Below are 11,645 nucleotides of genomic sequence, written 5' to 3'. Positions count from 1 at the left end.
CAAACGGCGGCATTCTAGAGAGAGCCCAGACAAAAGTCTACCTTAAAGGGCATTTTTTATTATTATTTTGCGCCACTGGCCTTAACTGATGCTTTTAACAGGCAAAAAGATCATCTAACTTGCACTGGAAAACGCTTGCGGGGCACGAAGAATGTTAAAAATGGACTCAGGCGTGAAAAAAGTAGACCGGATGGTCAAAATTTACATTTAAATAACCACAAACACGAAGATAACTTATTATTTTACTGCCTTCACATATAAAACAATACGTAACAAGTAAAATAAAGGGCGATAAAATATCGCCCTATGCAATCAATACCTTACCGACTGCAATACCACATCACGATGGGTAATAAATACTATAATTCATTAAGATTAAGCACATCACGCATATCAAAAAGACCAGTTTGTTTCGATTTCAGCCACAAAGCCGAACACACCGCGCCATTGGCAAACGTCATACGGCTGGACGCTTTGTGCGTAATCTCTACGCGCTCGCCGATATCGGCGAACATCGCCGTATGTTCGCCGACGATATCGCCCGCACGCACCGTCGCAAAACCGATCGTACCCGGCACGCGCTCACCGGTGTAGCCTTCACGGCTATATACCGCGCACTCTTTCAGATCTTTATTCAGCGCCGAGGCAATCGCCTCGCCCATCGCCAGCGCCGTGCCTGATGGCGCATCCACTTTGTGACGATGGTGCGCTTCAATAATTTCGATGTCGGTATAGTCGCCCATCACTTTGGCCGCTTTCTCCAGCAACTTCAGCATGACGTTTACGCCGACGCTGAAGTTGGCGGCAAAGACAATCGCTATCTCCTGAGAGGCATCGCGAATAGCCTGCTTGCCGGCATCATCAAAACCGGTGGTCCCGATAACCATGCCTTTCCCGTGTTCACGACAGAACGCCAGATGCGTCAGCGTGCCTTCCGGACGGGTAAAATCGATAAACACATCAAAATCATCTTTAACCGCGTCGAGGCTGCTCTGAACGGTTACGCCCGTTTTCCCCGCACCCGCCAGTTCGCCCGCATCACTGCCCAGCAGGCTGGAACCTTCGCGCTCCAGCGCTGCGCCCAACTGAACGCCGTCCATTGCCATCGCCGCCTGAATTAACTGGCGCCCCATACGTCCACCGGCCCCGGCAATGGCGACACGGATTTGTGCATCATGCATAGCTATTCTCTTTTGTTAATTTTGCGTAAACCGTTCTCAGAGTAACCAGCCCGCCCGGAGGCCGCCAGCCGAAAACGCCCATAATTAGAATTAAATGATAAACAGAGGGGAATATCAGTAAAAGCCATGATTCATCGGGAAGGACGAATCATGGCTAAAAAGAGGAGCCAGTAGCAGAATTTAGTTCTTAAAAAGCATTCCAGCCGGAAAATGGCTTAAAAACCAGGTCACCGCCAGCAGATCGGCGCTGCCGCCAGGGCTAAGATGGCGGGCAATCAACTCATCATCAAGCTGCTGCAGGGCTTCAATTCCACCGGGGTGTAATACTCCACCTTCCCACAGCAATTTCTGCGCTTGCTGTTGCACGTAATAGAGCCCCGATAATCCCCCGCGCGCCACCAGATTGGTGTCATCGTTCCAGGCCATGAGATGCAATAAGGTTTGCAGGAGTGCAAGATTCGTATCTCCCAGTTCTGCCATCACCCGGTTATAGACCGGCAGCGCCTGCGTACGCACGGTGCGAAAACCGCTTTCCGCTTCGCCACGGGCGCCGGCCAGACCAAACTGTAGAAAGTGAGACTCACTTTTACTGAGTTTTCCGCCCTTTGGCACCGACAACTCTTTTGCCACCAGGTGATGGCAAAACTGCGCGACTACATCACACATCAGATTTTGTTCCAGTGGAACATTCTGCGCATTCAAACGACCTATCGCCGCACTAAGCAGACCGAACGCAAAAATTGCACCGCGGTGAGTATTCACGCCCCCCGTCACCTGCAACATATCGCATTCGCAGGCAACGCCAATTGGCCGGATCATAGGCAACACCCACTCGGCGTTTCCCGTCGCTGACTCATAACCTATTTGATAAAACCGGGCCATCCACGGCGCAATCGCCGCCGTGCTTCTTTCAAAAGCGGCCAGGTCCATGTCCTTGTGCGCGCCCGTATTACGAATGTCTACCAGACCGGGCTTAGGCGTTAAGCGTACCTCGGTGAGAAGGGCCAGACGAACCCGCTTTACCAGGCTCTCCTCATCAAAAGCACAGACTTTGTTTACGGGCGATTCAGTCATCAGTATTTCGCTCATAGCTCTCAATCCTTCGGGCAACGTCGTCCAGCAGCATCGCCAGCGAATGCGTTCTGGCACGTGCGCACAGATGCGCGTCCTTCTCACAAATCAGGCAACGGCGCGCCGGAAGACCAAGCTCTCGTCGCGAAATTGCCGTGCCAACTTCATTAATGACGTCCAGATCCCACAGTCGCCCCAGCGGATGCATTCGCTCAAGTTCGACCAGTACCTCTTTCAACCTTATCGACGGCGCGCAGACCGCTATCATCCATTCAGGCCCGCTATTCGCGACACACTCCACGTTACCTTCAATACGCCAGTCGTAGCGCTGGCACAGTGTTAACACGGCCTTACGCGCGGCTTCGGCAACATCGCGCCAGGCGGGGCTATTTTTGATAGGCCCGGGCGCAACAAGTGTGAAAGAGACCAGCGGCTGGCAATAAAGCCCCAGCATTCGTTGCTGCCGAATAACGCGCTGCTCGCGCGCCTGAAGCATCTCTGTGAGCGTAACGGGCTGCCCTTCAAAGAGCAGATCTGCGCGTTTCATCAGGCTTTAACCTGGCGGATAACGTCTATCACCGAGCCATCGCGATAGCGCACGACTGCCACGACACGGTCAGTGAATTCAATCGGTTGAGGTTTACCCGTTAGCAGCTCCGCACGCTGCTGCAACTGCTCAATGGTCATCATGGGAATACCCGCCTCACGCAGGTTATCGATCAAGTCCTGACGCGCCGGGTTTACGGCGATACCGTGATCGGTGACCAGCACATCGACGCTGGCGCCCGGCGTTACGGTGGTGAGCACTTTCTCCACCACGCACGGAATGCGCCCGCGTACCAGCGGCGCGGTAATAATGGTGAGATCCGCCCCCGCCGCCGTATCGCTGTGGCCGCCGGATGCGCCGCGCAGCACGCCATTCGAGCCCGTCATAACGTTTACGTTGAAATTGACGTCAATTTCCAGCGCGCTGAGCATCACAACGTTGAGCCTTTCGCAGGATGCGCCTTTAGAGGTCGGGCTGGCATATTGATTCGTCGAGATTTCAATATGGTTGGGGTTTTGCGCCAGCGAACGCGCAGCATCGCCATCAAAAGATTGCGTGTCCAGCAGCGCTTTAATCAGCCCTTTTTCATGCAGATCGACCATCGTGCCAGTGATCCCGCCCAGACCGAAACTGGCGGTAATATGATGGCGACGCATTTTATCTTCCAGGAAACGCGTCACCGCCAGCGATGCGCCACCGGTACCGGTTTGCAGCGAAAAGCCCTCTTTGAAATACCCGGAGTGCTCAATCACATTTGCCGCCTGGCGGGCTATCAACAGTTCGCGCGGATTGCTGGAAAGACGGATCGCCCCGGCGGTAATTTTTGCCGGATCGCCCACCTCTTCGACCTGAACGATCAGATCAACCTGATCCTGCTCAATGCTGGCCGGATAATTGGGATAGGCGACCCACTCTTCAGTCAGCAATACCACCGTCTTCGCGTATTGCGCATCAACTTTGGCGTAACCCAGCGAACCACAGCGCGATTTGCCGCTAAACCCGTTAGCGTTGCCGAATTCATCGCAGCAAGGCACGCCGAGGAAGGCGACATCAATGTTTAACTCGCCCGATTGCAGCAGATTCACGCGACCGCCGTGGGAATGGATCTGCACCGGATTTTCCATCAGCCCAGCGGAGATCTCTTCACCTAATTTACCGCGCAATCCCGAGGTGTAAATCTGGCGGATGACGCCATTTTTGATGTGTTCAATAAGCGGCCAGTGCGCGTCAATCAGTGAACTGGACGCCAGCGTGAGATCGCGAAAGCCCATCTGCGCCAGTTTCTCTACCACCATATTGACGACCTTGTCGCCGCCACGAAACGCGTGATGGAAGGAGATGGTCATCCCATTCTGTAGCCCGGAGCGGCGAATCGCGTCTTCTAACGATGCGCAGATTTTGCGTGAGCGTTTCTCTTTTTCACAGGCCAGCCAGGGACTATGGGCGCTAACGCCAGCGTAGGGCTTAAGCCCTTCGGGCACAATGTACTGCTGATGCAACATTTCCACGGTATCTTTCATCATCCCTTCCCCTTAATCGCGTACGCCGGAGGCAGACAGCGCCACCACTTTGCGGGCGTGATCGATAATCGGCCCGTCAATCATTTTGCCGTTTAATGAAACGACGCCCAGCCCGCGAGACTCCGCCTCTTCAGCTGCCGCAATGACTTCAAATGCATGAGCGACTTCGCCGCGCGTTGGCGCATAGGCCTGATGCAAAAGCTCAATTTGCCGCGGATTCACCAATGATTTACCGTTGAAACCCAATCCTTTGGCGAGCTGCACTTCCTTCAGGAAGCCTTCTTCATTATTGATATCAGACCAGACCACATCGTAGGCCGCGATCCCGGCGACACGCGCGGCGTGCAATACCGCACAGCGCGCATAAAACAGCTCGCTACCATCGCCACGGCAGGTGCCCATGTCCATCACGTAGTCGAACGCCGCCAGCGCAATCGCCACCATGCGCGGGCTGGAACGGGCGATCTCCACCGCGTTGACCACACCAGTCGCTGACTCAATCGCCGCCATCAGTTTGGTGCTGCCCACCTCACGGCCACACGCGCGCTCAATGCGCTCTACGTGTGCTTCCAGCTCCAGCACATCTTCTTTACTGTCCGTTTTCGGCAAACGCACGATGTCCACACCGCCGCGCACAACGGCTTCCAGATCGGCCAGACCGAATGGAGTATTCAACGGGTTAATACGTACGACCTTCTCCACATCCTGGTAAAACGGATGCTGTAATGCGTGATGCACCAACAGCCGCGCACTGTCCTTTTCGCGCAGGGAAACTGCATCCTCAAGGTCGAACATGACCGCATCCGCGCCATAGACAAAAGAGGTACTTAACATGGCGGCATTCGCGCCGGGAATGAACAACATACTGCGACGTGGCTTCATAATGCCTCCCATACAATCTCAGCTTGCCCCGCAGCGCGCATGGCTGCCGCCTGCACGCGAGCACGCAGCACGCACTCCAGCGCGCCTTTGTCATCGACTGCAACGGCGGCGTTGGTCACGCCTAACTTTGCCAGCGTTTCACGGGTAACCTGTTCTATCGCCGCGCCAAACTGCTGTTTCACCAGGCTCTCCAGCTCAAGCTGGATACCCGGCTCGCTGGATGGGCCGATCCTGACCATCACATCGCTGGATTCCAGCGTGCCGGCCAGGGCATCTTTTATGATTTCCATGAAGTCGTTCCTTATTAATAAAAATCGTATCAGGCGGTTTGCGGACTCTCCGCCGCCAGACGCGTCAGAAAATCGAGTGTTGTGGGTGGCACCAGTTGAGCAATCGCACGCCAGTTGCGCTCGGCATAAAGTTTGCGCACACGCGAAGCAGAAATTGCGCCCCCCTGTTGTTCCAGCCGTGGAAGCTCCACAACCTCAACCGTCGGCGCCAGTAACGTTTTCATTCGCTGGTTATAGGCGCGGGTTAACGGGCAGAAAGGTTCCGTGCCAACGAAACGGTGAGTGATACCCAGAGCGGGGGCGAAGCGTTCGCGAAAAAGCTGTAGATCGATCTGGCTGTGGCAATCATCAACCACGCCCTTATCTTTTAAGAAATACCCCGGGAAGGTGGCGCGCGAAATTAACCACGCCGATCCTGGGTGGAGGGTAACGTTATGGATCCCCGCGATACCTTGCTCGATCAATTGCCAGCGATCGGCATAGCTAAAAAAGGAGGCGTCTTCTTTAACCATCAGCAGATGCAGCCAGTCGCACTGCGCGGCGGCCTGCGCCACTAACCAGAGATGCCCCAGCGTGAAAGGGTTGGCGTTCATCACGATGGCGCCGATTTTCTTCCCGGGACGACGATACAGCGAGAGCTGTCGGCAGTAGCGTGCCAGCCGCTCACGGCTGTTTTCCATCAGCACCGCCTGCCCTTCAGCCTGCGCAATCGGCCAAAACCCTGCTCCGGAAAAAAGCGCGACATTTTCAGGTTTCGTGAACAGAAATAGTTCACTGTGGCCACGTTCAAACGCCAGCGTCACCAGTTCCGTTAATAATTTCAGGCTTAAGCCACTGCCCTGAAGCGTGGGATCGACCGCGATGCATTTAATGACATTTCCGGCAATTGCCCCGCATCCCACCAGCCGCCCCTGAGACTTCGCCATTACCAGCACGTCGCAATCGGCTTCAAGTTTTAGGTGCGCGTTAGCAAGAAAGGCCTCAACGGCCTGACGGCTAGCGATGTCATGATGCGGGTCGCAGCAGTGATAAATAAGATCCATAACTCAATGTCCGTCGGGAATAACGGCGGCTATTTCGCCACTATTCACTCACCGCGTCCTGATGTTAAATCACACTTTTGCGTCTGGTTTTATTGTCCTTATGGTTTTTATGTTGTTAATTAATTCGGAAAGATAAAATAATTAAATTAATTAAAAACACTACCGGAAAGTGAAGATTATCACAATCAACAGCAGGCCTCATTTATTACCATCCGCAGCGTATTACCACTCCCTTTATCAACGACAGGATGCCCTATGAGTAACATCAGCACATCTCCTGAGACGGAGAAGAAAGGCGTGCGTGACCTGCTGAATTTTAAGATATTTGGTATGTCTCTGCCGCTTTACGCGTTTGCGTTAATCACTTTATTACTTTCCCACTTTAACGATAAGCTGCCGGGCGATGTTGTCGGCGGTTTTGCGCTAATGTTTATTATTGGTGCTGTATTTGGTGAGATTGGTAAACGCCTGCCGATATTTAATAAATATATTGGTGGCGCACCGGTAATGATTTTTCTTGTCGCCGCTTATTTTGTGTATGCCGGAATATTCACGCAGAAAGAGATCGACACCATTACCAAAGTCATGGATGAAACGAACTTCCTGAACTTATTCATTTCCGTATTGATCACCGGGGCAATCTTATCGGTTAACCGTAAATTATTGCTGAAATCACTGCTGGGATATATTCCAACGATTCTTCTGGGGATTCTGGGCGCGTCTGTTTTTGGGATTCTTATTGGCCTGTGCTTTGGCATTCCGGTCGATCGCATCATGATGCTGTACGTACTGCCGATTATGGGCGGCGGTAATGGCGCAGGCGCGGTTCCGTTGTCGGAAATTTATCACTCTGTCACCGGTCGCTCACGTGAAGAGTACTACTCTACCGCGATTGCGATTCTGACTATCGCGAACATTTTCGCCATCATCTATGCCGCTTTCCTCGACATCATCGGCAAGAAATACCCGGTATTAAGCGGCGAAGGCGAACTGGTGCGTAAAGCCTCTTTCAAAGCGGAAGAAGATGAAAAAGCAGGCCCAATTACTCATCGTGAAACCGCGGTTGGCCTGGTGCTCTCCACCACCTGCTTCGTGCTGGCCTATGTCATGGCGAAAGCCATTCTGCCGAACATCGGCGGCGTAGAAATTCATACTTTTGCCTGGATGGTACTGATTGTCGCAGCGCTGAATGCCTCAGGCCTTTGCTCACCGGAAATCAAAGCGGGGGCTAAACGCCTGTCCGATTTCTTCTCTAAACAGATGCTGTGGGTGCTGATGGTCGGCGTCGGCGTTTGCTACACCGACCTCCAGGAAATCATTGATGCGCTGACCTTCGCCAACGTCATTATCGCCGCCGTTATCGTGATCGGTGCCGTGGTCGGCGCAGCGCTGGGCGGTTGGGTGATTGGCTTCTTCCCGGTCGAATCCGCGATTACCGCAGGCCTGTGTATGGCGAACCGTGGTGGTTCCGGTGACCTGGAAGTGCTCTCCGCCTGTAACCGTATGAACCTGATCTCTTATGCACAAATCTCCTCTCGTCTGGGCGGCGGTATTGTGCTGGTCATCGCCAGCATCGTGTTCGGCATGATGGTGTAACGCATTCGCACAACGGTACGCGCAGAGGGTAAGTGGCGATAGCGATAAGAGCCTGAGCCGGGGCGGCTGGGGAAATCCACTCTTTACCGTCGCACTTTACCTTCCAACGTACCGTTGTGCTCTTACCTGAGAATCTCATCATGAATGATGCCGCACTATTGGGCGAAGGGATCACCCTGATGCTCCTGGGAATGGGGTTTGTCCTCACCTTCCTTTTTTTACTCATCCTGGCCATCCGGGGTATGTCCACCCTCATCAACCGCTTCTTTCCTGAACCCGAACCGGTTGCTGTGCCACGCCCTGTTCCTGCTCCCGTCGATGACTTTAGCCAGCTTAAGCCGGTTATCGCGGCGGCTATTCACCATCATCGTCGCCTTAATGCTTAATTCACGGAGAAATTTATGACCGTTGCTATTACCGATGTCGTCCTGCGCGACGCTCACCAGTCTCTGTTTGCCACCCGTCTGCGTCTTGACGATATGCTGCCGGTTGCCGCGGCGCTCGATGACGTGGGCTACTGGTCGCTTGAATGTTGGGGCGGCGCCACCTTTGACGCCTGCATTCGCTTTCTGGGCGAAGACCCGTGGGTACGCCTGCGTGAGCTGAAAAAAGCCCTGCCGAAAACCCCGCTGCAAATGCTGCTGCGCGGGCAGAATTTACTGGGCTATCGCCACTACGCCGATGACGTGGTGGAACGCTTTGTCGAGCGCGCCGTGAAAAACGGCATGGACGTGTTCCGCGTGTTTGACGCCATGAACGATCCGCGCAATATGAAGGCCTCCCTTGAAGCGGTGCGCAGCCACGGCGCGCATGCGCAGGGCACACTCTCTTACACCACCAGCCCGGCGCATAACCTGCAAACCTGGCTCGACCTGACGGAACAACTGCTGGAAATCGGCGTCGACTCTGTCGCCATCAAGGATATGTCCGGCATCCTGACGCCCGGTGCGGCGTATGAACTGGTCAGTGAAATCAAAAAACGCTATGACGTGCGTCTGCATCTGCACTGCCACGCCACCACCGGCATGGCGGAAATGGCGCTGCTCAAAGCGATTGACGCGGGCGTCGATGGCGTCGATACGGCGATTTCGTCGATGAGCGCCACCTACGGTCACCCGGCCACCGAAGCGCTGGTCGCCACCCTGGCGGACACGCCGCACGATACCGGTTTCTCGCTGCCGCAGATTGAGAAAATCGCAGCCTACTTCCGCGACGTGCGTAAGAAATACCACAGCTTTGAAGGTCAACTGAAAGGCTATGACAGCCGCATTCTGGTGGCGCAGGTACCGGGCGGGATGCTCACCAACCTGGAAAGCCAGCTGAAGCAGCAGAACGCCGCCGACAAGCTTGATGCGGTGCTGGCCGAAATCCCACGTGTGCGCGAAGACCTCGGGTTTATTCCCCTGGTGACGCCCACGTCTCAGATTGTCGGCACTCAGGCGGTGCTCAACGTGCTGACCGGCGAGCGCTATAAATCCATCGCCAAAGAGACGGCGGGAATTTTGAAAGGCGAGTATGGCCGTACACCCGCACCGGTGAACGCCGCGTTGCAGGCTAAGGTGCTGGAAGGCGGGCAGGCAATTACCTGTCGCCCGGCAGACCTGCTGAAACCGGAACTGGCGACGCTGGAAGCGGATATCAAACGTCAGGCGCAGGAAAAAGGCATTACGCTTGCCGATAACGCCATTGATGATGTCCTGACCGTGGCGCTCTTCCCGCAGCCGGGCCTGAAGTTCCTTGAGAATCGCGATAACCCGGCGGCCTTTGAGCCGCGCCCTGAGCTGGCGTCCGCTAAGCCAGCCGCCCCGGTCAGCGCGCCAAAACCGTCGGCCTCCAGCGGTATTTATACCGTCGAAGTGGACGGCAAAGCCTGGGTGGTGAAAGTAAGCGATGGCGGCGATATCACGCCTGTCGCCGCATCATCGGCTCCGGCGCCACAGGCTCCTGCTCCGGCGGGCACAGGCACTCCGGTTGCCGCGCCGCTGGCCGGGAATATCTGGAAAGTCATCGCCAGCGAAGGCCAGAAGGTGGCAGAAGGCGACGTGTTGCTGATCCTCGAAGCCATGAAGATGGAAACGGAGATCCGCGCCGCGCAGGCAGGCACGGTACGCGGCATCACGGTGAAAGCCGGGGATGCGGTTGCGGTGGGTGACACCCTGATGACGCTGGCGTAACGGGGGCGGATATGGAGAGTCTGAACGCCCTGCTTCAGGGCATGGGGCTGATGCACCTCAGCGCAGGCCAGGCGGTGATGCTGCTGGTCAGCCTGCTGCTGCTGTGGCTGGCCATCGCGAAAAAGTTTGAACCGCTGCTGCTGCTGCCCATTGGCTTCGGCGGCCTGCTGTCGAACATTCCGGAAGCCGGGATGGCAATGACCGCGCTGGAGAGCCTGCTGGCGCATCACGACGCCGGGCAATTGACAGTGATAGCCGCGAAGCTCAACTGCACGCCGGATGTTCACGCCATCAAGGAGGCGCTGGCGCTGGCGTTACCGTCGGTGCAAAACCAGATGGAAACGCTGGCAGTGGATATGGGTTACACGCCGGGCGTGCTGGCGCTGTTCTATAAAGTAGCGATTGGCTCCGGCGTCGCGCCGCTGGTGATTTTTATGGGCGTCGGGGCGATGACCGACTTCGGCCCGCTGCTGGCCAACCCGCGCACACTGCTGCTCGGGGCGGCGGCGCAGTTCGGCATCTTCGCTACGGTACTGGGCGCGTTGGGGCTGAACTACCTTGGGTTCATCCACTTCACCCTGCCGCAGGCGGCGGCGATCGGCATTATCGGCGGCGCGGATGGCCCGACGGCTATCTACCTCGCCAGTAAACTGGCGCCGGAGCTGCTCGGGGCGATTGCTGTAGCGGCCTACTCTTACATGGCGCTGGTGCCGTTGATCCAGCCGCCCATCATGAAGGCGCTGACCACCGAGCGCGAACGCAAAATCCGCATGGTGCAACTGCGGACCATCAGCAAGCGGGAAAAAATCATTTTTCCGGTGATCCTGCTGTTGCTGGTCGCGCTGCTGCTGCCGGACGCTGCGCCGCTGCTGGGGATGTTCTGCTTTGGCAACCTGATGCGTGAAAGCGGCGTGGTGGAGCGCCTGAGCGACACGGTGCAGAACGGGCTGATTAATATCGTGACCATTTTCCTTGGTCTGTCGGTGGGCGCGAAGCTGGTGGCGGATAAATTCCTGCAACCGCAGACGCTGGGCATTCTGGTGCTGGGGGTGATCGCCTTTGGTATCGGGACGGCGGCGGGCGTGTTGATGGCAAAATTACTGAATAAATTCAGTAAGAATCCGATTAACCCGCTCATCGGCTCAGCAGGCGTCTCGGCGGTACCGATGGCGGCACGCGTGTCTAACAAGGTCGGTCTGGAAGCAGATGCGCAAAACTTCCTGCTGATGCACGCGATGGGGCCGAATGTGGCAGGCGTGATTGGCTCGGCGATCGCCGCAGGCGTGATGCTGAAGTATGTTCTGGCGATGTAAACAACCAGGCCCGGTCAGCGTCATGCTG

General features: G+C 55.7%; 11 protein-coding genes. 4 read left to right on the top strand and 7 right to left on the bottom strand.

All coding sequences use genetic code 11. The features are described 5' to 3' along the window. Positions 1 to 359: 359 nt before the first annotated feature. From dapB to citC, 7 genes are all read right to left on the bottom strand, one after another. A complete protein-coding gene (dapB, locus tag F0Q32_RS10760; RefSeq protein WP_149463055.1) occupies positions 360 to 1,181 on the bottom strand; it encodes a 4-hydroxy-tetrahydrodipicolinate reductase in 822 nt (273 codons plus the stop codon). A gap of 180 nt (positions 1,182 to 1,361) precedes the next feature. Then, positions 1,362 to 2,255 carry a triphosphoribosyl-dephospho-CoA synthase CitG gene (citG, locus tag F0Q32_RS10755; protein WP_370516878.1) on the bottom strand — a complete coding sequence of 298 codons (894 nt, stop codon included), beginning with the start codon at positions 2,253 to 2,255 and terminating at the stop codon, positions 1,362 to 1,364. After that, positions 2,248 to 2,799 carry a citrate lyase holo-[acyl-carrier protein] synthase gene (citX, locus tag F0Q32_RS10750; protein ID WP_149463053.1) on the bottom strand — a complete coding sequence of 184 codons (552 nt, stop codon included), beginning with the start codon at positions 2,797 to 2,799 and terminating at the stop codon, positions 2,248 to 2,250. The genes citG and citX overlap by 8 nt, the downstream gene beginning before the upstream one ends. Next, positions 2,799 to 4,319 carry a citrate lyase subunit alpha gene (citF, locus tag F0Q32_RS10745; RefSeq protein ID WP_149463210.1) on the bottom strand — a complete coding sequence of 507 codons (1,521 nt, stop codon included), beginning with the start codon at positions 4,317 to 4,319 and terminating at the stop codon, positions 2,799 to 2,801. The genes citX and citF overlap by 1 nt, the downstream gene beginning before the upstream one ends. 12 nt (positions 4,320 to 4,331) lie before the next feature. Next, the gene (gene citE, locus F0Q32_RS10740) at positions 4,332 to 5,201 is read right to left on the bottom strand and encodes a citrate (pro-3S)-lyase subunit beta (protein WP_149463052.1); all 870 of its coding nucleotides are present in this window, start codon (positions 5,199 to 5,201) and stop codon (positions 4,332 to 4,334) included. Further along, positions 5,198 to 5,491: a citrate lyase acyl carrier protein gene (gene citD / locus F0Q32_RS10735; RefSeq protein ID WP_149463051.1), complete on the bottom strand. Its 294-nt coding sequence runs from the start codon at positions 5,489 to 5,491 to the stop codon at positions 5,198 to 5,200. Before citD ends, citE begins: the two co-directional genes overlap by 4 nt. 29 nt (positions 5,492 to 5,520) lie before the next feature. Continuing rightward, the gene (gene citC, locus F0Q32_RS10730; protein ID WP_149463050.1) at positions 5,521 to 6,534 is read right to left on the bottom strand and encodes a [citrate (pro-3S)-lyase] ligase; all 1,014 of its coding nucleotides are present in this window, start codon (positions 6,532 to 6,534) and stop codon (positions 5,521 to 5,523) included. Between the two features lie 255 nt (positions 6,535 to 6,789). On the opposite strand from citC, the gene citS reads away from it, so the two are divergent. The 4 genes from citS (at position 6,790) to F0Q32_RS10710 (ending at position 11,617) form a co-directional block, all read left to right on the top strand. After that, positions 6,790 to 8,130 (top strand): citrate/sodium symporter CitS, encoded by a 1,341-nt coding sequence (citS, locus tag F0Q32_RS10725; protein WP_149463049.1) that lies wholly within the window; start codon positions 6,790 to 6,792, stop codon positions 8,128 to 8,130. 140 nt (positions 8,131 to 8,270) lie between these two features. After that, positions 8,271 to 8,516, top strand: a complete 246-nt coding sequence (locus F0Q32_RS10720; RefSeq protein ID WP_149463048.1) for an oxaloacetate decarboxylase subunit gamma — start codon at positions 8,271 to 8,273, stop codon at positions 8,514 to 8,516. A gap of 15 nt (positions 8,517 to 8,531) precedes the next feature. Continuing rightward, complete coding sequence (gene oadA, locus F0Q32_RS10715) at positions 8,532 to 10,304, top strand: sodium-extruding oxaloacetate decarboxylase subunit alpha (RefSeq protein ID WP_149463047.1); 1,773 nt, start codon at positions 8,532 to 8,534, stop codon at positions 10,302 to 10,304. A gap of 11 nt (positions 10,305 to 10,315) precedes the next feature. After that, on the top strand, positions 10,316 to 11,617 hold the full coding sequence (locus F0Q32_RS10710; RefSeq protein ID WP_149463046.1) for an oxaloacetate decarboxylase subunit beta: 1,302 nt from the start codon (positions 10,316 to 10,318) through the stop codon (positions 11,615 to 11,617). Positions 11,618 to 11,645 lie beyond the last annotated feature (28 nt).

The sequence above is a fragment of the Pseudocitrobacter sp. 73 genome, assembly GCF_008369545.1.
Lineage (GTDB): Bacteria > Pseudomonadota > Gammaproteobacteria > Enterobacterales > Enterobacteriaceae > Pseudocitrobacter > Pseudocitrobacter vendiensis.
The sequence above is the reverse complement of the archived record's forward strand: the minus strand, read 5'-3'. Positions and strand labels throughout refer to the sequence as shown.